Consider the following 26,284-nt stretch of genomic DNA (forward strand, 5'->3'; position numbering starts at 1 on the left):
AAAAATACGGAAATTTGCATCCCCATAATTGACTCTCATGAAGTTGTGTATTGCCGAAAAACCAAGTGTAGCTAAAGATATCGCCAAAGTATTAGGCGCTAATACTCCTATGCAGGGTTATTTTGAAGGCAATGGCTACTGGGTCACTTGGACCTTTGGTCATCTATGCACACTTAAAGAGCCTCATGATTACGGACCTCAGTACAAATCCTGGAATTTAATTTTCCTTCCTATTATCCCACAAAACTTTGGTATAAAGCTTATTTCCAATGGCGGTGTACAAAAACAATTTAAGGTTATTGAAAAATTAGTCGGCGACTGTGAAGAAGTAATTAACTGTGGTGATGCCGGCCAGGAAGGAGAATTGATACAACGATGGGTATTACAAAAAGCAAAATGTAATAAACCGGTAAAAAGATTATGGATTTCTTCACTTACCGAAGATGCCATAAAAGAAGGTTTTGCAAGTCTGAAGCCAGCTGAAGATTACAAAAATCTATATCTTGCCGGCAATGCCCGCGCTATAGGTGACTGGCTATTGGGCATCAATGCAACTCGATTATTCACTAAGAAGTTTGGTGGCAACAAAGCTGTTCTTTCTATCGGAAGAGTTCAGACTCCAACACTGGCAATGCTGGTACAGCGACAAAAGGAAATAGATGCTTTCCAAACGGAGGAATACTGGGAACTAAAAACAACTTATCGGGAAGTCCTGTTTAACGCAGCTATCGATCGTTTAAAAACTCAGGAAAAAGCAGAAAAAGGACTGGAGTATCTGAAGCAGCATCCTTTTGAGATTGTTTCATTTGAGATCAAAGAAGGAAAAGAGAAAAACCCGCGTCTTTTCGATCTTACCGGATTGCAGGTGGAGGCCAATAGAAAATATGGTTTCTCCGCAGAAAGCACGCTGAAATATATCCAGAGTCTATACGAAAAGAAACATACAACATATCCACGCGTAGATACGACATACTTATCTGAAAGTCTGTATCCAAAAATTGGCGGAATCCTGCGCAGTATGTATTTCTACAGAGAATATACAGAATCGTTACTATCACAGCCTATACCTATGTCTAAAACGGTATTTGATGATACCAAGGTAACAGATCACCATGCAATTATTCCAACGGAAGTACCTCCTTCACAAAATCTGAGTAAGGAAGAGAAACTTATTTATGATTTGGTAGCAAGAAGATTTATTGCGGTGTTCTATCCGGAATGTAAAATATCCAATACATTAGTAGAAGGAAAAGTTGGTACTATTCCTTTCAAAGCAAACGGAAAGCAGATACTGGAACCTGGTTGGCGAATTGTTTACGCTAAGGACAAGAAGGAAAGTTCCGAAAAAAATAAAGAGGAAGAACAAAATATCCCTGAATTTAAGGTTGGTGAAAGTGGTGAACACATTCCGGTTATTCATCAGGGAAAAACATCTCCTCCAAAACCTTATACCGAAGCTACATTGCTACGGGCAATGGAAACCGCAGGAAAACAGGTTGAGGATGAAGAGTTGCGCGAATTAATGAAAAACAATGGTATCGGGAGACCTTCTACCCGTGCTAATATTATCGAAACGCTCTTTAAAAGAAAATATATCGACAAAAAGAAAAAGAATCTATACGCAACCAATACTGGTATAGAACTTATTGATACTATTGAGGATGAGCTTCTGAAAAGTCCTGAACTTACAGGAGAATGGGAATTTAAGTTGCGAAAAATAGAAAGCGGAACTTACGAAGCAAACCATTTCAAGGAAGAACTGATCCAAATGGTTACAGATCTTACCCGAAAGGTGATTAATGAAAAAGCCAAGGTGATATCGTTACACCAGATTCCGGAAGTTAAAGAGAAAAAAGAAAGAGCTCCAAGAAAAAATACAGTCATTGAATGGGAACAGGAAAAGTGCCCTAAATGTAGAGATCAGCATCTGATGAAGGGCAAGACCGCTATCGGCTGCTCCGATTTCAAGAATTGTGGTTTCAAAGTTCCTTTCGTTTTGTTTGGTAAGAAAATTACCGAAAAACAAATACAGGATTTAGTCTCAAAAGGAAAAACTTCTAAACTAAAAGGTTTTACAGAACATCCCACAGACCTGAAAGAAGGTATTTTGTCTCTTGATGAAAACTTTAATATACAGTTAGCATAAATAAAATAGCCAGAACTTATTCTGGCTATTTTTATTAGTTAAAGATCTAATCAAGAATTGGCGGATCACAAAGATATGGTCTTGGCCCTGTATTAGGCCCTCTTCTGCAAACTCCATTTGAGCAACATTCTCCTGGTCCACAGCCATCCATGCAACTACGCAAACCTCCGGCAACAGATCTCAGATTTTCTCTGGAAAGTTTTTTTAAATTTTTCATAATATTTTATTTTAGATTGGTTGTTGTCTACTTCTATAAAAAAGCAATATTTTAAATATTATCAATAATACTCAATTACTAATATTTTAAACACATATCATATATACTCGATAAGTGTCACTAAATTAAAAATTTATTTATTACTATCATAATGTTTTGTGATTTATTTCAAAAATATGTGAATTAAAAGCTTTGACATAGGTTGTATCATATTAATTTCAAAGTTCTTCCTATGTATATTCAAAAAAAACTACATTTGTGAAATTTAAAATTTCATTAATGTCTCCAGTTATACTGCTATTAATTGTTTTCGCCTATTTTGCTATTCTACTTTATGTTTCTTACAAAACAGGAAAAGGAAGTAATAATGAAAGTTTTTTTATCGGAAACCGTAATAGTAACTGGATGCTGGTTGCCTTCGGGATGATTGGCACCTCCTTATCTGGTGTTACGTTTGTGAGTGTACCGGGTGCAGTTGGAAAAGATAACTTCGGCTATTTACAAATTACACTGGGATATCTTATAGGTTACATCATTATTGCTTATGTCCTTCTTCCACTTTACTACCGCTTAAAACTTACGTCTATATACAGCTACCTACAGCAGCGAATGGGGAAATTGTCCGAAAAAACCGGAGCTACAATTTTCATTATTTCCCGTTTAGTAGGTGCTACTGCCAGACTTTATCTGGTTGTTAATATTCTGCAGATGACAATCCTGGACAAACTAGGTGTTCCTTTTATTGCTACAACTATTATTATTCTGGGAATGATTATTCTATACACCTACGAAGGTGGTGTAAAAACTATTGTATGGACAGATACACTCCAGACTTCTTGTATGCTGGGTGGATTAATTATCTGTACAATTTACATGCTTTCACATATGGGGATAAGTGTAGGTGAAAGTTTTACAGCAATGCATGAGAAAGGCTATACCCAGATATTTGGTACAGATCCTATGGAGAAAAATTTCTTCATTAAACAGATTATCGCCGGAGCTTTTATTACGATTACCATGACAGGTATAGATCAGGAAATGATGCAGAAAAGCCTTTCTGTAACCAACCTGAAAGATTCTCAGAAAAACATGGTAAGCCTTGGCTTTATTATGTTAGTGGTTATTGGATTATTCCTTTATATGGGTGGATTATTACACCTGTATGGAGCCAAAGAGCATGTTTCAGCGGTTGGTGACGGTTTGTTCCCGGCTATTGCTCTGGAACATATGTCCCCTGTAATTTCTGTTATCTTTATCATTGCATTAATTTCAGCCTTATTCCCAAGTGCAGATGGTGCGATGACAGCTCTTACCTCTTCTTTCTGTATTGACATTCTGAATATTAAGAATAAAGGTTGGGAAGAGAAGAAGCAGGAAAAAGTAAGAAAAAAAGTGCACATTATTGTTGCAATATCTTTCCTTATTATGGTGCTTGTTTTTAAATGGATTAATGACAGTTCCATGATCGGAATAATCCTAAAATTAGCAGGCTTTACATATGGACCATTATTAGGTTTATTTGTTTTCGGAATTTTCACAAAATACAAAGTAAAAGACCATTTGGTTCCTTACGTATGTATTGCAGCACCTGTCATCAGTTATTTTATCGACAAATATCAGGAGCAGATTTTCGGAGATTTCAAAATAGGATTAGAGCTATTGCTTATCAACGGATTATTAACATTTATCGGATTATTTCTGATTAGAAAGAAATAAATACTAAATAAAAAAACCTGAAGTAAAATCTTCAGGTTTTTTATTTTTATACCTTATAACCAGCCTTGCGCTTTCATCCATTCATCATTGTATATTTTACCTACATAGCGGCTGCCATGATCGTGTAGTAATACAACAACAACATCATCTTTTGTAAAGCTGTCTTTCATCTGTACCAGAGCTGCAATAGCACTACCTGCAGAATACCCACAGAAGATACCTTCTTCCAGAGCCAACTTTCTGGCATAGATTGCTCCGTCTTTATCTGTTACTTTCTCGAAATGGTCGATAACACTCATATCATAATTCTCTGGGATAATATCCTCTCCAATACCTTCTGTAATATAGGTATGAATTAAAGATTTATCAATTTCTCCGGTTTCGTGGAAGTGTTTCAAAATAGAGCCATAAGTATCTATACCGATTACCTGAATATCCGGATTCTTTTCTTTGAAGAATGTTCCACAACCTGTAACAGTTCCGCCGGTACCAGCTCCGGCAACAAAATGAGTAAGCTTACCCTCGGTCTGTTTCCAAATCTCTGGTGCTGTACTTTCATAATGAGCCTGTCTGTTGGATGGATTATCATACTGATTTACATACCAGCCATTAGGTGTTTCCTGTGCTAGTCTTTTAGATACAGAATAGTAAGATCTCTTACTTTCCGGCGGTACATCGGTTGGACATACAATAACTTCCGCTCCAACAGCTCTCAGTATATCGCATTTCTCTTTAGACTGCTTATCATTTGTTACAAAAATACACTTGTATCCTTTGATAATTGCAGCTAAAGCCAGTCCCATTCCAGTATTTCCGGACGTTCCTTCAATAATAGTTCCGCCTGGTTTTAGTCTTCCGTCCTTTTCTGCATCTTCTATCATTTTCAGAGCCATACGGTCTTTCACCGAATTGCCCGGATTAAAGGTTTCTACTTTGGCCAAAACCAAAGCAGGGAAATCCTCACCCAACACTCTGTTTAGTTTTACTAATGGTGTATTTCCAATAGTTTCCAGAATATTATTTGCGTATTCCATTTATAATTTAATTTATTATTAGGGTAATTGTTTTTGTAATAACTAAAGATAAAAAAGCATCTAGTTATATTTTATAGACTTTACAGGCGATATTTTACTAATCAGGTAGCTTGGTACAATCATCGCTAAGGCAGCAATCAGAAGGATTCCTACAGAAATCCCAAGAATATAAAGAATATTAAGATCTACCGGTACTACACTGATAAAGTAGTTATCTGGGTTTAGTTTTATAATCCCAAAGTATCTTTGGATAAATAATAATCCTAATCCAATAAGATTCCCGGCTACAAGCCCCGGAACCATAATAAGAAGTGTATTATTAATAAATACCGAACGAATCTGAAAATTAGTTGCACCCAGTGTCTTCAGTACACCAATAGAATTGGTTCTTTCAATAATAAGGATTAGCAACACCATAATAATATTGATAACAACGACTATAAGCATAATAGCGATAATCAGTCCAATATTGGTGTCAAATATATTCACCCAGTCATTAATCTGCGGATACATTTCCGTAGCTTTTTCCGCATAATTTTTATAGCCTATCAGCTCTTCTATTTTAGGGTATTCTTTATCAATATTGTCTATATCATTCAGGTAAATGTCCAGACCACCGATGTCGGTTTTTTCCATTCCCTGAATCTTACGAACCTGATTAATGTCTCCTATTACAAAAAGATCATCAATAAGCTTGATATCTGTTTTATAAATCCCACCTACTTCAAATTTTCGGTAAACTGGTTTTTGATCTTCTTTAGAAAATATGGCAACTATAGAATCTTTTACCTTTAGTCCAAGGTCTGTAGCAATTTTGCCAGATATGATAACCTGATTATTATACCCATCCTCATCATATTTAGGAATACTTCCGGAAATCATAAATTTCTCAAAACGTTCCCTGTCAAAATCTTTTCCCACACCTTTATAAACAACCCCATCAAAACTTTTCTCGTTTCTCATAATACCACTCACCATGGCATAAGACTGTACAGAGGCAACGGAAGGCATTTTCTGAATTTTATTATATTCCAATCCTGCTTTATTCAGTACAGAGGAAGTATAGGAGTTATCCGACTGTGCGGACTTTACAGAAATATGACCGGAAAAGTCTGCCATTCTTTCCTTAATCGCTTTCTTTGCTCCTAATCCGGTACAAACCGTAATCAGAGATACTATAATTCCTAATGCTACAGAAAGCCTCCCGATGAATATGATAATTCGGGAAAGGTTATTTTTGTTATCCTTGGAAAATGCTATCTTGCGTGAATAATATAAAGGAAATTTCAAGCGTATGAATTTTAGCCTCAAAATTAAAAATTTAGTTCTGATCTGCCTAATCTATTTTGGGTTTCAGTCATTTTTTAATGCCCAGAGCACCAATACATTTAAAACCGGAGCCGATCAGCCGGAGATATACATGCCTTTGCTAAAAAATAAAAAAGTAATCGTACTCACCAATCAGACAGGAGTACTAAGTGATAGCAAACATACACATCTCGTAGATTTTCTTATTTCTAAAAAGGTAAATATTACTAAAATATTCACACCGGAACATGGCTTCAGAGGAAATGCAGATGCTGGGGAGCACGTTAAAAGTGATATAGACAAACAAACAGGTTTGCCTATTGTTTCATTATATGGAAACAACAAAAAGCCCAAACCGGAACAAATCAGTGATTCTGATATTATCCTTTTCGACTTACAGGATGTTGGAGTAAGATTTTACACTTATATCTCAACATTAACTTATGTAATGGAGGCTGCTGCTGAAGCTGGTAAAGAAGTTATCGTACTGGACAGACCTAATCCACACGACGGCTATACTGACGGACCGATACTGAACAAAAAATGGACTTCTTTTGTAGGCATACACGAGATTCCGGTTATATATGGTTTAACTATTGGTGAGTATGGCAATATGGTAAATGGTGAGGGTTGGCTCAAAAATAATATTAAAACTAAATACACCGTTGTGAAAATGGCTAACTACCACAAGAAGCAACGTTATGGTATATTGGAGAAACCATCACCTAACCTTCCAAATGATAAGGCAATAAACCTGTACCCAAGTCTTTGCTTTTTTGAAGGCGCTAATATATCTTTGGGTCGCGGAACAGAATTTCCTTTCCAGGCTTATGGATCCCCTTATACAAAAAACTTTAGCTTTAAGTTTACCCCAAAACCTTCTTATGGTTCCAAAAATCCACCTCTTAATGGCCAGGAATGTTTTGGTGAAGACCTTAGAAACTATCCGGAAGCATTAACGGGAATTAATTTGGAATGGTTAATCAAAGCCTATAAAGATTACAAAAGCTCTGCCAGTAAAGGGGATTTTTTCCTAAAAAACCTTTTCTTTGATACACTTGCGGGATCTGATCAGTTAAGAAAGCAGATTATAAGCGGACAATCACAGGAGCAAATTAAAACTTCCTGGAAAAAAGGACTTGAAGACTTTGAAAAGATTAGACAAAAATATATTGTCTACCCTAACTAGTTATGAAGTTAGTGCAAAGTTAATTGTATTATTATCTGTTGCTAAATATTTTATATAGACCATTTGTATAAATAGTTTTGCGATTTTACAGTCTACATAACACTAGAAGTACAAAATTTCAGAATATAAATACTCAAACAATTTATAAAAAAGGCTCCGGAATTTCGGAGCCTTTTATTTTTCAGTCTATATCGTGATGTTTATTATCTCCGCCTTTACCACGCTGATAAATAATAAGTCCAATAGCAATTCCTACTGCTCCGGCTCCACCATTCATCAGTGCTCTGGATAATTTATCAGGTGCATCATTTCCTATATAATTCATCAGGAAAACAATAACAAAGGTTAAAACGATAATAACGTAATATTTGGAATTATTAAATAAATCTTTCATCATTAAAATTTATAAGAAATCATTGCTCCGCCGCGGAACGGAATAAACTCACCACTCTTATTCCAAGCCTGTGCAGAATCATAGCGTTGTCTCGGGTATTTGTCTTTATACCACCCATGATAAAAACTCTGAGAAGCACCACCACCAACATATAAATCTATGCTCCAACGATCGTTTAGCTTCACCTGATAACCAACAGTTGCACCTAACATAAAGTTAAATCCTTTCTGATACACATCAGAATTCCAATAGTTCCATTTCTGCATATTGTAAACTCCCATACCCGCATTAGCTCCTACATACCATTTCTCCATAGCTTTTGTAAAATAATAACGAGCCTCCAGGTGCCCCATATAAATTTGCAAGTGCCTTCCTGCAAAAGATTTCCAAGGAGAGATAAAAACATCAGCCTGGCCTGTCCAGTGCTGATTAAAAGCGTGTTCATATCCTACATTCAAAATCCCAAGAGGTGCAAAAAGCATATTTCCCTTTATCTGATTCTTATACTCCTGCGCACGAATTCCGCCAAGGGAAAACATTAGGATAAAAACCGCTAATATTTTTTTCATAAATAAATTTTCGGTACGAAATTATTGATTTTAGATCTTGCCCACAAAAAAAGCTGCCCAAAAGCAGCTTTTTTAATATAACTTTAATACTTTTAAAGTCTATTTCTTTAAACTATCGAGTAACTTCTGAGTTTCAGCAGCATCTTCACCAGATTTCTTAGCTAATTCAACAGACTTTTCAGCCCATAATCTAGCATTCTTTTTATCTCCGACTTTATTATACAAATTAGCCAAAGTATCAGTATTAGCATAGCTTTCATCTTTCTTCACAGATTCCTGTGCCCAAAGGATTGCTGTTTGCAATGATTTTTTATCTTTAATATTCTCGAAGAAGTTCCATGCAACAGAATTAAGTTCGTTTGAATTGGCTTTAGAAAAGTCTTTGTATTGCTCTAGTGTTAGTTTCTCGTAAGTAGCAAAATCCTTATTTTTCAAAGCATAACTCGCTTTAACTCTTGTCAGCATTTTTTCTGCCTGCTCTTTCCCGAACACTTTTTCCGTCTCTGTAAGGAAATACTCTGTATTCAATGTTTTAGTATCCGGATTGTATGCTTTTTTAACAATAGTATTCATTTTGATATTTTTATCAAATGCTTCATATTGAGCAGCCGGTAATATTTTTACAATCTCTTCTTTCTTACTTTTAAAGATTTCGTATCTCGGATCTTCAGTATTCATTAATCCAGTTAAAAGCAACTGGATATCTTCCTGTGTAAAATCTTTATTTGGCTTTACTGCAAAATATTTTTGTACAACTTTACCCGAAAGATTAGCATCTTCATACATCGTCAGCATAGCCAGATTCTTAAGAAACTCTGGGTCTGTATCTCCTTTTTCGAATCTCGCCTTCAATGCACCAATATTTCTTTTAGGATCTTCTGCATCTTTAGCAAACTGGATGAATGGTTTTTCTTCAACATATCCCAATACGCGGTGAACGATTTCTCCGTCTCCGTTTATAAACAGATAAGTTGGATAAGCTCTTACATTATATTTTTTTGCAAGGGCTACACCTTCTCCTTTCTCCATATCCATTTTAGCATTCACAAAATGGCCATTATAATAATCACCAACAGATTGTAATGTAAAAATATTTTTAGCCATTAATTTACAAGGCCCACACCAGCTGGCATAAGCGTCCAGAAAAATAAGTTTATTTTCTTTTTTAGCTTTAGCCAAAAGACTGGAAAAATTACCTTCGTCGAATTTTATTCCGGCCTGAGCAAAAGCTAGTAATCCTATAAACAGGAATAATGTAGAGATCAGTTTTTTCATTTTCAATATTTCTTTTAAACAATAACAAATGTAACATACATCTCTGACATTATCCCTATCTGAAACTTAAAAATTAAACTATTGCAGCAAATTCTTTCTGCATTTCTTTCGCTGCATTAACCATCTCAATCAAAGCTTTTTCTGTTTCATCCCAACCTCTGGTCTTTAATCCACAATCAGGGTTTACCCAAAGCTGGGCAGAAGGAATAACTTTCGCAGCTTTTTCTAGAAGCTTTACCATCTCTTCTTTCGATGGTACACGTGGCGCATGGATATCGTAAACACCAGGACCTATATCATTCGGGTATTCAAAATCCGCAAATGCATCTAATAATTCCATCTGGGAGCGCGAACATTCTATAGTAATTACATCTGCATCCATATCCGCAATATGATTGATAATATCGTTGAATTCGGAATAACACATGTGGGTATGAATTTGTGTATCGTCTTTTACCGAAGAAGCCGAAATACGGAATGCCAAAACAGCCCATTTCAGGTAAGCAGCAGCATCTTTTCTCCTTAATGGCAATCCTTCTCTTATTGCAGGTTCATCGATCTGAATAATTCTGATTCCTGCTTTTTCCAGATCCAATACCTCATCACGGATTGCTAATGCAATCTGATTGGCGGTATCTTTACGTGGCTGATCATTTCTCACGAAACTCCATTGTAAGATCGTTACCGGTCCTGTAAGCATCCCTTTTACCCATTTGGAAGTTAATGATTGTGCATACTGAGACCAGAATACCGTTAAAGGTTCCGGGCGTGAAACATCACCATAAATTATCGGTGGTTTTACACAACGGCTTCCGTAACTCTGTACCCATCCGTTTTCAGTAAAAGCAAAACCTTTCAGTTGTTCTCCAAAATACTCTACCATGTCGTTTCTTTCGAACTCTCCATGTACCAATACATCAATACCTATTTTTTCCTGACGCTGAATTGTATTTTTGGTTTCTTCTTTCAGCAAATCTGTATAACGTTCAGCAGAAATTTCACCTTTTTTAAACTGAGCTCTCCAACTTCTCACCTCTTTTGTCTGTGGAAAAGAACCAATAGTAGTAGTTGGAAAAAGTGGTAATTTAAGGATTTCCTGCTGCTGCACTTTACGTTGCACAAAAGCAGATTGACGGGATACCGGGATAGCTGCCAAGGCATCCATTTGCTGTTGTACTTTAGCGTCGTGAATCAGTGTTGAAACTTTCTTGTTCTCTATAGCCTTTTTATTTTCCCCAAAAGCAACTAAACTTTCAGCAGAAGGATTTTCTAAAGATAAATCTCTTAGTAATGCTACTTCTTTTATTTTCTGTTTAGTATAAGCCATCCATTGTTTTATTTCCGCCGGTAAGCTTTCTTCTTTTGTTTCCAGATCCAAATCATACGGTACGTGCAACAATGAACTGGACGGTGCAATCAGAATACGTTCCTCGCCTAGTTGTTCCTTAGCTTTCCTGATGAGTTGAAGTGAGCTTTCAAAATCATTCTTCCAGATATTTCTTCCGTCTACAACTCCCAAAGAAAGTTTCAGGTTTTCGGGTATAGCTTCCAGTATATTTTCTAACTGCTCTGGCTTTCTCACCAAATCCACGTGAAGTGTATCCACAGGTAATGACAATGCTAAAGGCAGGTTGTCTTCCAAACCTTCAAAATAAGTGGTCAGAATAATCTTTAGATTCGGAAGTTCTTTCTGAATTTTAGCATATACAGCGGTATAGACTTCTTTTGCTTTATCTGTAAGATCCAATGCTAAGAAAGGCTCATCAATCTGTACATATTCAGCACCATGAGACTGTAAGGATTTTAGTATTTCCAGATATACCGGCAACAGATTATCAATAAGATCCAATTTTTCAAAACCTTCTTCTTTTTCTTTCCCTAATAATAAATAAGAAACCGGTCCTATTATTACAGGCTTAGCATTTATTCCTATTTGCTGTGCACCTATAAACTCATTGATAATCTTGTTGGAGAATAATTTAAAACTCTGTCCTTTGCAGAACTCCGGCACAATATAATGATAGTTGGTATCAAACCATTTTGTCATCTCCATAGCTGTGATGTCCAGTCCGTCTTTCTGGTAACCACGTGCCATTGCAAAATAAAGATCCAGCTCGTTATTGGCCTTATTCAGGATTACATCGTGGTAACGTTGTGGAATAGCTCCCAGAGTAAGAGTAAGATCCAATACATGGTCATAAAACGAAAAATCGTTAACCGGAATAAGGTCTATACCTGCTTCCTGTTGTAATTTTAAATTTTCGTTGATAATTTTACGACTTACATCCAGTAATTCTTTCTGAATAATTTTTCCGGACCAATACTGTTCACAGGCTTTTTTTAGCTCTCGCTTTTTCCCAATACGTGGGTAACCCAGGTTGTGTGTTTGCATTTTATTATATTTTATTAGTTATCTCCTGTATTCACAGCCAGACAACTCTCACACGCCCAAAGGCCGTAAGCAGTAGTATAAGTCCATTGTCTGAAGACTTCCCTCAGACTAAAGTACTGTAAGACCACAACTCCAAATCGCGAGAGTAGTTGCCTGTTCAGAAATTGGCAGGTCTCCTGACTTATACCATTTTATCCTCCTTCCCATATACACAGTGGACTACGGATAAAACCTTGTATGGTATTCACAGTTGCGCGACAGCTCATGATTTTCACATGATTCCCTTTTCATTCACCGCTTAGGTAAAACCAAATTCTACAGATCTATTTTTATTTTTCACAAAGTTAGTTTAGCCAATTTATATTCCATAATATCATATAAAATTCAGCATAATAAATTATAAATATTATTTAAACAGAATATCATTCTGTAAATATCAAAATATTGTACCTTTAACCAAAAATTATTCTATGCTTCAACTGGATGAAATTGATTTACGCCTTCTAAAAATCCTTCACAACGACTCAAAACTAACCGTAAAAGAGCTGGCCGCACAGGTAAATCTGTCACCTTCTCCGGTTTTTGAAAGGATTAAACGTATGGAAAAAGAGGGCTATATCAAGAAGTATATTGCCATTCTGGATGCGGAAAAGCTAAATCAGGGACTTATTGTCTTCTGTAATATCCGACTAAAGCAGCATGACCGTAATATTGGTCATACTTTTGTTGATGATATCCACAATATTGATGAAGTCGTTGAATGTTATAATGTCTCTGGTGATTACGATTTCCTGTTGAAAGTTCATGCCCGGGATATGAAGCATTATCAGGATTTTGTTTTTAACAAATTGGGGTCGCTTACGAGCATCGGAAATACACACAGTACTTTTGTAATGGCTGAAGTGAAGAATACATACGGCGTACAGCCTTTTGAAGATATGGCATAATCGAATATAGTTATAAATTCTAGCTTAATCTAATTTATCTAACCACAAAGACACAAAAGTATTATTGACATACCACTGCTTTTAGGATACAAAGGTTTCATCTAGAGGTAAAATTATTTTCATTATTCAGATATTAAGGCAGTTAAATTTTTAGTGGCCATTACTAAGTTAGCGGCTTTGCATTCCAGTCCAAACTCGATATTTAAAAGCGCCTTCAATTTTGCAGGCGAGTGTCAAAAGCTTGAAAAGCTCGTTAAAAAATGATCATTGTTTGAGCATAGCGCGTTCTGAGCATTTTAGAGATTGAAAGCTAGTTTGACCGCCGAGAAACTAAGGCTTGATCTTTTGTAACTTTTGGATCAAGCCAAAAGTTTAAGAATACAATTAGAAAAACTAAAAATACTTCTATCATTTAGATATTAAGACAGTTAAGCTTTCAGTGATCATTACAGTTTTGCATTACTTTAAAGCATTATAATAAGAATGAAAACTTTGCGATCCATACTAAGCTATACGTTCTTTTACTTTAATGCAAAAGAACCAAAACATCAAGGCCTGGAAACTCCGACTAAATTGTATCTTTATTTTCTAAAATCCCAGAAACTCGCGCCATCACCTTCCCGTTCCAAATCAAACAACTGGTATTTTTCAACGAAAATAATTCCACAATTCTTAACGTCTATATTTCCTGGCTGATTAAAAGTTATATTAACCACAAAGGCACAAAAGTATTGTTGATATATTACTGTTTTTAGGGCACAAGAAAATCAAAGATTTTCATCAGCCTTTGCAAAGGCTACATAGTCAAAGAATAAACAATATTTTGTGGTTAATCCTAAACTATCTAAACTTCTTAATGTTTAAACAAGTTCTCGACACAAAATTATTCTCCAATTCGCTATGTTACAATTATAGAAACAAAAAATGCTTCTACCATTTAGGCATTAATATAATCATCGGCCTTGGCAAGGGTCAAGGCCTTAATAAGGCTATAAAGAATAAAGTATTGCGAAGTAATTCGTGCCTTAAGCAATATCTAAAATAAGCATGATTTGTGCCTTAGTGTTGAATATAATTTCCAAACCGATTAAATACATTTACAATTTTACGATTTAACATTCCCTCAACTTATTAAAATAAAAAAGCCCCGGAAATCCGAGGCTCTTATAATATATTTGGTTGAATATTAACCTAAATAAGGGTATTTGTAGTCTTTTGCCGGAACAAAAGTCTCTTTAATACTTCTTGCAGATACCCAACGAAGAAGGTTCATTTTAGATCCTGCTTTATCGTTAGTACCAGAAGCACGGCTACCACCGAAAGGCTGCTGACCTACTACTGCTCCTGTTGGTTTATCGTTGATATAGAAGTTACCGGAAGCATTTTCTAATGCTTTGTAAGCTTCATTGATTGCATAACGATCCTGAGAGAAGATAGAACCTGTTAATGCGTATGGAGAAGTACTGTCTACTAACTGAAGTGTTTCAGCCCATTTCTTGTCTTCATATACATAAACTGTTAAGATTGGTCCGAAGATTTCCTGCTCGATACTTTCGTAGTGTGGATTTGTTGTTTCGATAACAGTTGGATGTACAAAGTAACCTTTCTTATCATCGCATTTACCACCGATAATTACCTCAGCATCTTTAGCTTTCTCAGCTCTGTCGATGTAACCTTTACATTTATCGAAAGAATTTCTGTCGATTACTGCATTTACAAAGTTAGACGGATCTTCAGTAGTTCCTACTTTGATAGTCTTCATTTGTTTTTCCATTACCTTCTTCACATCTTTCCAGATAGATTTAGGAATGTAAGCTCTGGAAGCTGCAGAACATTTCTGTCCCTGATATTCGTAAGCACCACGTACTAACGCTGTAGCCAAAGCTTCAACATCAGCAGACGGGTGAGCCATTACAAAGTCTTTACCACCAGTTTCACCAACGATTCTTGGGTAAGATTTATAATTATGGATATTGTCACCGATCATTTTCCACATTCCCTGGAATACTTTTGTAGAACCTGTAAAGTGAAGACCTGCAAAATCAGGGTGAGCCAATACTCTCTCAGCTGTTTCTTTACCATCCGTGAAGATCATGTTGATTACACCATCCGGTACACCAGCTTCTTTGAATACTTCCATAATAACGTGAGCAGAGTAAGCCTGCTTATCGGATGGCTTCCATACCACAACGTTACCCATCAATGCCATACAAGATGGTAAGTTAGCAGAAATAGCTGTAAAGTTGAACGGCGTTACTGCAAAACAGAAACCTTCTAAAGGTCTGTATTCAGCTCTGTTCCAGATCCCTGCATCGGATATCGGCTGCTCAGCATAAAGCTCAGTCATAAACTCTACATTGAAACGCAAAAAGTCAATTAATTCACAAGCTGCATCAATTTCTGCCTGATGAACATTCTTAGACTGTCCGATCATTGTAGCTGCGTTGATTCTGTCTCTGTAAGGTCCGGCAATAAGATCTGCTGCCTTCAAGAAGATCGCTGCTCTTTGCTCCCATCCAAGGTCGTTCCATTGTTTTTTAGCGGCCAATGCTGCTTTAATAGCCTCATCAACATGCTTCATAGTTCCCTGGTGGTAAAAGCCTACAGTATGTTTGTGGTCGTGCGGCGGATGGATCGTTACTTTTTCTTTCGTCGTAACGTTTTTCCCACCGATAACCATTGGAATTTCCAGTTCTTCAGCATACATTTTTTTGTATGTCGCGATCAGGCTTTTCACTTCTTCAGAGCCTGGAGCGTAAGTTTTTACCGGTTCGTTTTGTGCAAAAGGCACTTGCGAAATTGCTTTTGACATAATTTTTTAGATTTATTCTCACAAATTTACGACATAAAAGCCACTTTATAAAATATATCAGATAAAATATCTATTCCACCCTGCAGGCTGAAAACGACAAAAGTTTTGATAAAACCTTACTAAAAACAAATGTCAGAAATCATAAGGCCTGGAAGCCATTTAAAAATAAATATTGTTAAATTTTATCCCTTTGTGTTCACCGTTATACTTTCGTAATTTCGTAACTTCACCCCGCAAAATTCAATCTTAGTTATGACTTCAAAAGAAAAAATTGCAGCATTGCGTAGTGCCATGCACAACAATAATATCGACGCTTTCATTGTCTATTCAGCAGACCCGCATATGAGTGAATACTTACCGCAGGAATGGCAGGAAAGATCATGGCTTTCAGGTTTTACAGGTTCCGCAGGTTTTGTGGTTATCACCAAAGACAAAGCCGGACTATGGACTGACGGAAGGTACTTTACACAAGCTCCTATTGAACTGGCAGGCTCAGGTATCGATTTATTCAAAGATGGTATCGAAGGAACGCCAAACTATATCGACTGGATTATTTCTGAAATCCCTGCAGGTGGTAAAGTAGCAGTAAATGCACTGGCTACTTCTCACAGCAACTGGGAGGCTCTTGATTCAAAATTCAGTGCTAAAAATATTACCCTAACAGATCTTCCTTTACTTAAAGAGATCTGGACAGATCGTGGTATTGCAACAAAAAATCCAATCTATGTACATCCGGTAGAAAGAGCCGGACAGTCGGTTTCGGATAAAATTGCAACTATTCGCCAGAAAATGGAAGATCAGCATGCCGATGTGCATATTATTTCCAGTCTGGATGATGTAGCATGGACACTGAACCTTAGAGGAAGCGATGTGCAGTCTAATCCTGTATTCTTAGGTTATATTGTATTGTCTAAAAACGATGCTATCCTTTTCACTGATCTGGAAAAATTGGATACCGATGCCCGCAGGCAAATGGATGAGTCTGGTGTAAAGATGATGCCTTATGATGAATTCTTTAATCACCTGAGACAGATAAAACAACAAAATATACTTGTTTCACCAAACAGCAATCAGTCTGTTTTCGATACATTAAAAGATGCAAACACTTTCATCAAAGCTGCTGTTCCGGGAAATCTGATGAAAGCTCAGAAAAACGAAGCTGAATTAAATGGTTTCCGTACCGTAATGGAAAGGGATGGTGTAGCTATGGTAAAGTTCCTTTACTGGCTAACGCATCAGGCAGGTAAAGAACCGATGAATGAATACAGCATTGGTGAAAAACTAAGGGGCTTTCGCGCAGAAGGTGCTAACTTTGTAGGTGAAAGTTTTGGCAGTATTATCGGTTATAAAGGTAATGGCGCTATTATCCACTACTCAGCAAAAGCTGAAGGCAGCAAGGAGGTAACCAATGACAGCAGTATTCTTGTAGATTCTGGTGGCCAGTATCTTGAAGGAACTACTGATATTACCCGTACTCTGGCATTAGGAGCTGTGACCGATGAGTTTAAGAAAGATTCAACATTGGTATTACAAGGCATGATAAGACTTTCTATGGTGAAATTTCCGAAAGGAACCAGAGGTGTACAACTGGATGCTTTTGCAAGATTACCATTATGGATGGCAGGGAAAGATTACAATCACGGAACCGGACATGGTGTAGGAAGCTTTATGAATGTTCATGAGGGTCCTCAGAGTATTCGTAAAGACCTTAATCCACAAGAATTGCTTCCGGGAATGGTATTATCTAACGAGCCTGGTTATTATGTGGTTAATCAATATGGTATTCGTCATGAAAACCTTATTGCAGTAAAAGAGGCTGAAACAACAGAATGGAATACTTTCTATGAGTTTGAAACGTTAACTTTATGTCCGTTCTTCAAGGATATCATTGTAAAGGAGATTCTTTCTGCAGATGAAATTCAGTGGCTGAACAGCTACCATAAAACTTGTGAAGAGAAGCTTGCTCCTCATCTTGAAGGGGATGTTAAAAACTGGTTCTTGGAATTAGTAAGTCCACTTTAGCCAATAGGGCTTTTCAACAATATTAAAATCTCGTAGCCTGGCTATGAGATTTTTTGTTTTGTTAATACCATAAAAGAGAACGATATCTGTCACTTTATATGAATACCAAATATTTTCTTCACACTGAGCTAATATGCAATTAATATTAGTAATCTATGCAATTCTTCGCTGGTATAAAAACCTATGTTCCTATGTGGTTTAGTATTTAAGCATTCTATATGTTCTTTTACCTTAATGCAAAAGAACCAAAACATCAAGGCCTGGGAACTTCGACTAAATTGCCTCTTTATTTCCTAAAATTCCAGAAACTCGCGCCACTGCTCTTCATTCTACAGCTCAAACAACTGGTATTTTTTAACGAAAATAATTCCGCAATTCTTAACGTCTACATTACCCTGACCGATTAGAAATTGATATTAATCACAATGGCACAATTTATTTGTATTAATAAATAATGTTTTAAGGCACAGGAAAATCAAAGATTTTCAGAGATTCAAAATAGATACTCTGTGTCGTAACCAAAAATCTTACTAAACTATAAAATATTGCGAAGCAATTCGTGCCTTAAAAATATAGCAGGCATAAACCTGTTTGGTGCCTTAGTGTTAAAAATAAATTCCTTAATGTTCAAAAGGAATTCTCGATACAGAATGATTCTTCACTTCATTTCGAATAATTTCACTCGAACTGATGATATGTATTTCCCAAATAAGCCATTTACCATACCAATGAAAAAAGCCGTAAATTTGCACTTATGAATAAAGAGACTATCTGTGCTTTAGCTACTGCCAACGGAATGGGTGCTATCGGGGTGATCCGGGTTTCCGGAGACGATTCTTTTCTTATCGTTAATAAGGTATTTGAAGGCAAAAACCTGGAAAAGGCAGCTTCCCATACTGTACATTATGGCTTTATAAAAGATGCAGATGAAGTAATTGACGAGGTGATGGTTGCGGTATTTCATGCGCCAAAAACTTTTACCACCGAAAATTCTGTGGAAATCTCTTTTCATGGTTCGCCACACATTGCCAAAAGAATACTGGAGGTGCTGATTAAAAACGGTGCCCGCATGGCAAAAGCCGGAGAATTCACCCTTCGTGCTTTTATGAATGGCAGAATCGACCTTTCACAGGCGGAATCTATTGCCGATCTTATCGCTTCGGAAAATGAGGCTTCCAGAAAGGTGGCTTTGAATCAGCTGAAAGGTGGTATTTCTCAGGAAATATCCTTATTGCGCACAGACTTATTGAACTTCACTTCGTTGATTGAGCTGGAGCTTGATTTTGCTGAGGAAGATGTGGAATTTGCAGACAGAACCGCACTAAGCGGACTGCTGAATAAAATAGAATATAAACTCAGTTCTCTTATCGAGAGCTTCCAATATGGAAATGCCATTAAAAATGGTACTGCCGTGGCCATTATCGGTAAGCCTAATGCAGGAAAATCGACTTTACTGAATGCTTTATTAAAAGAAGAGCGCGCTATTGTCAGCAATATTGCCGGAACTACACGTGATACTATTGAAGAAGTTTTACACATCAAAGGTCATGCTTTCCGATTAATCGATACGGCTGGCCTTCGTGAAACAATGGATGAGATTGAAGCGATTGGTGTACAAAAAGCTAAAGAAAAAGTGGCACAAGCAGAGGTTTTGGTTTATCTGGCAGATGCTGCAACAGCTGATTTCTCTGAAGATTTCGAAATGCTGAGATCTCTTCTGCGTGAGAAACTGGAACTGATTATCTGCCTTACTAAAATAGATGAAGTTATTCCTACTCAGTTTGAAGCGATTGAAGCCCTTTTCCGTCAGGAAATCAGTCATCCTTTTGACTTTATTAAAATATCGGCACTGGAAAACCGTAATATCCAGGAGCTTAAAAATGAGTTATCTTCTTTTGTAGAGCAAATGAAATCGGAAGAAGGCAATGTGGTGATTACCAATCAGCGTCACTTCGAAGCCTTGCAAAGATCTCTGGATGCCGTTAATCGGGTAAAAGAAGCGGTTTCTTCTCAAATTACTACCGAACTCCTCGCCTACGAACTCCGAAACGCTATAGAATATCTTGGCGAAATCTCTGGGGAATTTACCAACGACGAGGTACTGGGGAATATCTTTAGTAAGTTTTGTATCGGGAAATAGAATACATAAACAACTGATATACAGTCAATTGCTCTTTTCACCAACATTTCAACAACACCTTGATTTTGTGCAACTTATGTAATTTCGCAATTTTTAAGGTAAGAATTTTTGTCCCTTTTCTTGTCCCTTTGGCATAAAATCACAAAAATTCGAGCAAAAGAAATTGGAATGGTTATAGAATTCCTTGGTCTAAAATAGTCTAATGATTATTAAATGATCTTTAAAGAGGACTAATGGATTCTATATGCCCTTAATTTGGAGAAATCATTAATTTCTGACCTCTAAAGTTTGATGATTTATAAAAATTGCAATCAACCGAAAAACCTATTTAATTTGAATCCCCCCTTAAAAAACTAAATTTTAGAATTATTTTTCACAGATTAACCTAATCTTTGGGCTGAATTTTGTATCCATTTAATTGAGTTGCCCTGAATAAAGGAGTATAATGACATCCCTAATGTCATTATTGAAGCCTATGGCCTGAATTAGTATTTTTTTTTGGACTTAAAAAATCTGATTATGAGCTCAAATATCAGAATTGACAAGGTCTGCCAATATTGTGGTGCAAAATTTATAGCCAAAACAACCGTTACCCGATATTGCAGTCATACCTGCAATAAAAAAGCCTATAAACTCGAACAACGAAATACAAAAATAAGCTATGCCAGGTACAACGCACGCAATATTGAGGAACGACAGCATCCACCAGTACCCCATCCGGTATACCTCACTGTAAAAGAAACTTCTGCAATATTAAAATGCAGTACTAAAATGGTGTATTTCTTAATCAGTATCGGCCGCCTGAAAGCCATCAACCTATCTGTGAGAAAGACAAGAATCAATGTATTGGATCTGGCACTACTCTATTAGAATCAATGACATCCATATCACGGATGAGATTGACTTCATGATATTTTAGAGGACTTCAACAGCATTTGCTATGGGTCAGTTTGACAAACACCAACTATAATCCAATCCCTAATACCAAGATCATGGCAAAAGTAACCCTACGCCATAAGCCGATAGGTAAAGGAAGAAAAAGCCTGTACTTAGACATTTATCCCCCTATCCAAAGTGAAACAACCGGCAAGCTACTTAGAAAATTTTATCTTAAACTATACATTTACAATCGGCCGAAATCCGAATTTGAAAAACTTCATAATAAAAAAACCGCTTCATTGGCTCAGCATGTACGTGCCCAGCGGCAAATTGACCTTGATAATGCTGACTATGGATTTCTAATTAAAACAAAATTGAATGCTGATTTTGTAGAATTTTTTCAAAAAGAAGCAGATAAAAGACCAGGATCCGTGCACTGGAGTATGGCAGTCACCTATTTTAAAAAATTTGTGGGCAAAGTATTTCTCTTTAAATATCTTAATGAAACACTCTGTGAGGCGTATAAGAATTATCTACTATCTTCACCTGCGCTTGGACGCTCAAAGAGGAAAATTCAAAAGAATACTGCTTCCACCTATTTTTCAAGATTTAAATCCGTTCTTAAAAAAGCCTATAGAAACAAATACATTTCGGCAGATCTGGGAAATGCCATTTACAATATCAAAATGGATGATACCCATAGACCTTACCTTTTTAAGGATGAATTACAAAAAATGGCCAATTCTGAATGTAGCTCGCCTATTGTTAAGAAAGCAGGCTTATTTTCTGCATTAACCGGACTTCGCTTTTGCGATATTGAAAATCTAAAGTGGTGCGATATACAGGGTACATCCGGAAATTATTATATTTTATATAAGCAGAATAAAACAGGAAAGGCAGAGTACTACCCTATTTCAGATGATACCCTTTCGCTATTAAATCCTCATGGTGAATATGATGCAAAAGTTTTCGAAGGCCTAACCTATTCTGATGTAATCAAATTCCTCCCTGAATGGATTAAAAATGCCGGAATAAAGAAACATTTTACATTCCATGGTTTTCGTCATACATTCGCAACGTTGCAGCTGACATCAGGTACGGATATCTATACTGTATCAAAATTACTAGGCCATAAAGATGTTAAGACTACAGAAGTATATGTGAGAATTGTGGATGAGTTGACAAAAAAGGCTTCCGAAAAAATTAAATTAGATTTGAATGAAAAAACTAATTAATTTAAATTGTAATAGCCATTACTTTATCTGACAGTTAACGGCTTTTTTTTCGTAACACTGAACACATTAGTTATAATTAACTTAGATATTTTTACCATTCGTTCATCTTCAAATCCTCCGTAAATATATTATATATTCTTAAGAAGTTGATATATTTGCATGAAATGCAGATTAGTATGAGTAAGATGCCCATAAATAGACTTAAAGCTGTTTTAGCTGAACAAGGAAAGACAAACAAATGGCTTGCGGAGCAGTTAAACAAAAACGAAACTACTGTTTCTCGTTGGTGTACAAACGAAGTGCAACCATCTATAGACATCTTCGTAGCGATTGCAACTCTATTAAAAATTGATGTAAGGGAATTGATTAACCCAACTAAAACAGAACAATAATGCGCGTAGAAATAAAAGGTAATAAAATCAAAGCTCCATTAAAAGGCAACGATGTTTGGATACCTATTACTCCAGAGGAGGAAATCCGTCAAAAATATATATGCAGATTGGTCAATATATATGGTTTTACGACTAGACAAATGACTCAAGATTACGATTATTCTAAGCTAACGGATAAAAAAATAAAGACTGATATTTTAGTTTGGAAAAATGAAATGAGCTTACAGAATAATGAAAAACCTTTAATTTTCATTGAGTGTAAATCAGATAGCATAATAATAAGACCTGAAGATTATTTCAAAGGAATTGAAATTTCAAAACAAATTGGAGCAGATTTTTTTGTAGCTACCAATTCGAAACAAACTAAAATTTATTCCAAAGTTTTCAAGATATCTGAAAAAAAACAGCCTCATGAACTAATAAATATTCCCACAAATGAACAGGCTCAAGATGACCGTATAGTCTCTGTTCTATTAGGACAAACAAATGAATTTGCTCGAGATGAATTTAGTAAAACACTTACAAGATGTCATAATATAATTAGGAACAATGACAAATTATCGCCAGAGGCTGCATTTGATGAAATAAGTAAAATTTTATTTGTCAAAACGTTATATGAAAGATCGAATAACGAAGGCAATATATTTAGCAAAAAAACATACTTAGATTTAAAACAAAATTTTGCAGACTTACCTGTAAATAAAAATTTCCCATTCTATCAAGAGCTTTTTGAAAAAGTAAAAAAGGAACTAATTAATGACGACCTATTTGAACCGAATGAAATTATTCGTATTAGAGAAAACAGTTTTGAATCTATTATAGAAGAATTGGAAACTTATAACCTTTCCACAACTTCTGATGACGTAAAAGGAATTGCTTTTGAACAGTTTTTAGGTAAAACATTCAGAGGGGAACTAGGCCAATTCTTCACGCCAAGAACGATTGTGGATTTTATGGTGGAAGTTCTCGACCCCCAAGAAAACGAAGTGATTTGTGATCCTTGCTGTGGTTCAGGAGGTTTTTTAATCAAAGCTTTTGAATATGTCAGAGCAACAATTGAGAATGAAATCCATTTAGCAAAAGAGAAGATCAAAAAGGAGTTCTATGATGCGAAGTATGAAAAACTAACAGAAAAAAAGAAAATAGAAATTGATGAAAAAGTAAACAATCTTTTTAACAAGCTAAATGCTGAATTAGATGTTAACAACCCCCAAAGTAGAATCAGAGAATTGAGCTACGAATGTATTTTTGGAACAGATGCCAATCCGCGCATGAGTAGGACTGCAAAAATGAATATGATAATGCACGGAGACGGTCATGGTGGTGTTCATCATAATGATGGCTTACTAAACGTAAACGGAATCTTCGAAAATCGTTTTGATGTTATTTTGACCAATCCTCCTTTTGGAAGTCGGGTTGAGAAATCTCTTAAAATAACGGAAGCGGACAAATACACGGATGTACATAGAATTGCAAAGTACCGTGAAAGGTATGGTAAGGATTATGATGAAGCCCTAAAACAAATCAATGACAACATAGACAAACCACTGTTGGATTTGTACGATACAGGAAGTATGAGTACACTTACTGAAGTATTGTTTATTGAACGTTGTCTAAACTTGTTAAAAGCAGGTGGACGAATGGGAATTGTATTACCCGAAGGTGTACTAAATAATACCAATTTGCAAAGAATCAGAGATTATATAGAAAGCAAAGCTAAAATTTTGTTTATAGTTTCTATTCCGCAAGACGTATTTATAGCAAGTGGGGCGACGGTAAAACCAAGTTTACTTTTCTTTAAAAAGTTTACCGAAGAAGAAGCTCAACAGTACAAAAAGATTACTGCAAAAGCCGAAAAAGAAATTACTAAAAACTATGAGCTGAAAACTAATCCAATTCTTGCAAAGTTGAAATTAAAAGGTGAAGAAGGACTTAATACCGAAGAAAAAAAGAAGCTACGTAAAGAATTAAAACAAATTAGTGAAAGCATTACAGTAGAAATAAAAGCGCTGGTTAAAAAACAATTTAACTATCAAATTCCGATTGCCGAAGTCAAAAAAGCAGGTATAAGTACTACAGGTGGACAAATTGAAAATGAATTAGAGCCATTAGCAACTGAATTTAAAAAATATAAAGAGCAAAATCAACTTTGGAAAAATTATGTAAAAGAGATTAGATACCAAATAATCGATGAAGAAATAGATCGACGAAGTATTATTGATGGAATTATTTCAGAGCCAGAAGTTTTTTATGCTAAAACAAATAATTAATGCAGGTAGCCGAAAAAAAATATTTAAAATACATAGACTATCTTCAATTAGACAATTGGAGTGTTCAAAGTTTGCTTGATCCTGCCTTCAATTATTCTAACAAATTTTCATTATCAAGAATTGGAGATTTTTTGATAAAAAGTAGAAGTATTATCAATATTGACGATCACATAATTTATAAACGGATAACTGTTAGAATCAATAATAATGGAGTGTTTTTGAGGGATAAGGAAAAAGGGGTAAGTATTGGAACGAAAAGACAATACTTAACCAAATCAGGTCAATTTATTGTTTCCAAAATTGATGCAAGAAATGGTGCCTTTGGTATTATTCCAAAAGAACTTGATGGAGCAATAGTAACCAATGACTTCCCTTTGTATGATGTTGATACAACTAAAATAGATCCTCGTTTTTTACTACTAATAACTACAACCAAAGAGTTTATAAACTTTGCTCAAAGCTGTAGTAGTGGAACAACTAATAGACAAAGAATGGATATTGATATGTTCTTAAACCAAAGAATACCTCTTCCCTCTCTTGTTGAGCAAGAAAAAATCGTAAAAAACTATTATAACAAAATCGAAGAAGCAGAAAAGCTGAACCAAAAAGCAAATAATTTAGAAAGAGAAATTGAACAATATTTATTTGAGGAACTAGGTATTCAAAAAGACATCGTTCCTAAAACCAAAAATAAAAGTATAATGTTTGTGGATTTTTTTAAGATTACAAAATGGGGATTAGATTTTATTGGGAAAAGTATCAATAAAAAACAATTATATAAAGAATTTTCGATTGATCAATTATGCAAAATAGGTAGCGGTGGAACACCATCTAGAACTAGAAAATATTTTTATATTGGTGGAAATATCCCTTGGATAAAAACAGGTGAATTAAATAATGCTGTTTTATTTGATACAGAAGAAAAAATCACAGAAGAAGCAGTAAAAAATAGTAGTGCAAAATTGTACAAGAAAGGAAGTCTTGTAATTGCAATGTATGGAGCTACAATTGGGAAAACAGCTAAATTGGGAATTGATTCAGCAACAAATCAAGCATGTGCCGTATTATTTGATATTGATAACACACTTGTATTGACCGATTTTTTATGGGAATATCTACAATCTCAAACTGATAATTTAAAAAAATTAGCATACGGAAGTGCTCAACCAAATTTAAATGCAGGGATTATTAAATCTTATTTAATACCTATTCCTCCAATTTCAAAACAGGAAGAAATCATTAACGAAATATCAGAGATAAAAAATAAAAAATTGGTATCGGAAACAGAAGCAAAGAAACTTTTAATTGAAGCTCAACAAGAGTTTGAACAAACAATATTTAGCTAAG

The 26,284-nt window shown here is 35.7% G+C and carries 19 protein-coding genes and 1 riboswitch; of the genes, 11 read left to right on the forward strand and 8 right to left on the reverse strand.

Features of this window, described 5'->3' with window-relative positions:
- Positions 1–37: 37 nt before the first annotated feature.
- Entirely contained in the window at positions 38–2,146 is a 2,109-nt protein-coding gene (locus C8J95_RS13290; protein ID WP_107809209.1) for a type IA DNA topoisomerase, read from the forward strand.
- Positions 2,147–2,192: 46 nt separating this feature from the next.
- Here C8J95_RS13290 and C8J95_RS18690 read toward each other — a convergent pair whose 3' ends face one another.
- Positions 2,193–2,363, reverse strand: a complete 171-nt coding sequence (locus tag C8J95_RS18690) for a hypothetical protein (RefSeq protein ID WP_158267948.1) — start codon at positions 2,361–2,363, stop codon at positions 2,193–2,195.
- 279 nt (positions 2,364–2,642) lie between these two features.
- On the opposite strand from C8J95_RS18690, the gene C8J95_RS13295 reads away from it, so the two are divergent.
- Positions 2,643–4,079 (forward strand): sodium:solute symporter, encoded by a 1,437-nt coding sequence (locus C8J95_RS13295; protein WP_107809208.1) that lies wholly within the window; start codon positions 2,643–2,645, stop codon positions 4,077–4,079.
- A gap of 53 nt (positions 4,080–4,132) precedes the next feature.
- Here the strand turns inward: C8J95_RS13295 and C8J95_RS13300 are convergent, their stop codons facing one another.
- Together C8J95_RS13300 and C8J95_RS13305 are read right to left on the reverse strand one after the other, a co-directional pair.
- Positions 4,133–5,113 (reverse strand): PLP-dependent cysteine synthase family protein, encoded by a 981-nt coding sequence (locus tag C8J95_RS13300; protein ID WP_107809207.1) that lies wholly within the window; start codon positions 5,111–5,113, stop codon positions 4,133–4,135.
- Positions 5,114–5,173: 60 nt separating this feature from the next.
- On the reverse strand, positions 5,174–6,403 hold the full coding sequence (locus tag C8J95_RS13305; protein WP_107809206.1) for an ABC transporter permease: 1,230 nt from the start codon (positions 6,401–6,403) through the stop codon (positions 5,174–5,176).
- 4 nt (positions 6,404–6,407) lie between these two features.
- Between C8J95_RS13305 and C8J95_RS13310 the strand changes: the two genes are divergently transcribed.
- Complete coding sequence (locus C8J95_RS13310; RefSeq protein WP_107809205.1) at positions 6,408–7,610, forward strand: exo-beta-N-acetylmuramidase NamZ domain-containing protein; 1,203 nt, start codon at positions 6,408–6,410, stop codon at positions 7,608–7,610.
- A gap of 181 nt (positions 7,611–7,791) precedes the next feature.
- Here C8J95_RS13310 and C8J95_RS13315 read toward each other — a convergent pair whose 3' ends face one another.
- The 4 genes from C8J95_RS13315 to metE all read right to left on the reverse strand — a co-directional run bounded on the left by C8J95_RS13315 (position 7,792) and on the right by metE (position 12,240).
- Positions 7,792–8,004: a hypothetical protein gene (locus C8J95_RS13315; RefSeq protein WP_059323295.1), complete on the reverse strand. Its 213-nt coding sequence runs from the start codon at positions 8,002–8,004 to the stop codon at positions 7,792–7,794.
- A 2-nt stretch (positions 8,005–8,006) separates the two neighbouring features.
- Positions 8,007–8,573, reverse strand: a complete 567-nt coding sequence (locus tag C8J95_RS13320; RefSeq protein ID WP_107809204.1) for a DUF3575 domain-containing protein — start codon at positions 8,571–8,573, stop codon at positions 8,007–8,009.
- Between the two features lie 99 nt (positions 8,574–8,672).
- Entirely contained in the window at positions 8,673–9,848 is a 1,176-nt protein-coding gene (locus tag C8J95_RS13325; RefSeq protein ID WP_107809203.1) for a thioredoxin fold domain-containing protein, read from the reverse strand.
- Between the two features lie 73 nt (positions 9,849–9,921).
- Positions 9,922–12,240 carry a 5-methyltetrahydropteroyltriglutamate--homocysteine S-methyltransferase gene (gene metE / locus C8J95_RS13330; RefSeq protein ID WP_107809202.1) on the reverse strand — a complete coding sequence of 773 codons (2,319 nt, stop codon included), beginning with the start codon at positions 12,238–12,240 and terminating at the stop codon, positions 9,922–9,924.
- 148 nt (positions 12,241–12,388) lie between these two features.
- A riboswitch (cobalamin riboswitch) is annotated at positions 12,389–12,568 on the reverse strand.
- Between the two features lie 142 nt (positions 12,569–12,710).
- On the opposite strand from metE, the gene C8J95_RS13335 reads away from it, so the two are divergent.
- On the forward strand, positions 12,711–13,187 hold the full coding sequence (locus C8J95_RS13335; protein ID WP_107809201.1) for an Lrp/AsnC family transcriptional regulator: 477 nt from the start codon (positions 12,711–12,713) through the stop codon (positions 13,185–13,187).
- A gap of 1,186 nt (positions 13,188–14,373) precedes the next feature.
- Here C8J95_RS13335 and pruA read toward each other — a convergent pair.
- Positions 14,374–15,999, reverse strand: a complete 1,626-nt coding sequence (gene pruA, locus C8J95_RS13340; RefSeq protein ID WP_078404017.1) for an L-glutamate gamma-semialdehyde dehydrogenase — start codon at positions 15,997–15,999, stop codon at positions 14,374–14,376.
- A 252-nt stretch (positions 16,000–16,251) separates the two neighbouring features.
- Between pruA and C8J95_RS13345 the strand changes: the two genes are divergently transcribed.
- The 7 genes from C8J95_RS13345 to C8J95_RS13380 all read left to right on the forward strand — a co-directional run bounded on the left by C8J95_RS13345 (position 16,252) and on the right by C8J95_RS13380 (position 26,283).
- Positions 16,252–18,021: an aminopeptidase P family protein gene (locus C8J95_RS13345; RefSeq protein ID WP_107809200.1), complete on the forward strand. Its 1,770-nt coding sequence runs from the start codon at positions 16,252–16,254 to the stop codon at positions 18,019–18,021.
- Between the two features lie 754 nt (positions 18,022–18,775).
- The gene (mnmE, locus tag C8J95_RS13355) at positions 18,776–20,161 is read left to right on the forward strand and encodes a tRNA uridine-5-carboxymethylaminomethyl(34) synthesis GTPase MnmE (RefSeq protein ID WP_107809198.1); all 1,386 of its coding nucleotides are present in this window, start codon (positions 18,776–18,778) and stop codon (positions 20,159–20,161) included.
- 519 nt (positions 20,162–20,680) lie between these two features.
- Positions 20,681–21,031, forward strand: a complete 351-nt coding sequence (locus C8J95_RS13360; protein WP_107809197.1) for a helix-turn-helix domain-containing protein — start codon at positions 20,681–20,683, stop codon at positions 21,029–21,031.
- A gap of 122 nt (positions 21,032–21,153) precedes the next feature.
- Positions 21,154–22,275, forward strand: a complete 1,122-nt coding sequence (locus C8J95_RS13365; RefSeq protein ID WP_146165464.1) for a site-specific integrase — start codon at positions 21,154–21,156, stop codon at positions 22,273–22,275.
- A 176-nt stretch (positions 22,276–22,451) separates the two neighbouring features.
- Complete coding sequence (locus C8J95_RS13370; RefSeq protein ID WP_185124617.1) at positions 22,452–22,667, forward strand: helix-turn-helix transcriptional regulator; 216 nt, start codon at positions 22,452–22,454, stop codon at positions 22,665–22,667.
- Entirely contained in the window at positions 22,667–24,937 is a 2,271-nt protein-coding gene (locus C8J95_RS13375; protein ID WP_107809194.1) for an N-6 DNA methylase, read from the forward strand. Before C8J95_RS13370 ends, C8J95_RS13375 begins: the two co-directional genes overlap by 1 nt.
- Entirely contained in the window at positions 24,937–26,283 is a 1,347-nt protein-coding gene (locus tag C8J95_RS13380) for a restriction endonuclease subunit S (RefSeq protein WP_107809193.1), read from the forward strand. Before C8J95_RS13375 ends, C8J95_RS13380 begins: the two co-directional genes overlap by 1 nt.
- Position 26,284 lies beyond the last annotated feature (1 nt).

Source organism: Elizabethkingia sp. YR214 (genome assembly GCF_003058195.1).
Lineage (GTDB): Bacteria > Bacteroidota > Bacteroidia > Flavobacteriales > Weeksellaceae > Elizabethkingia.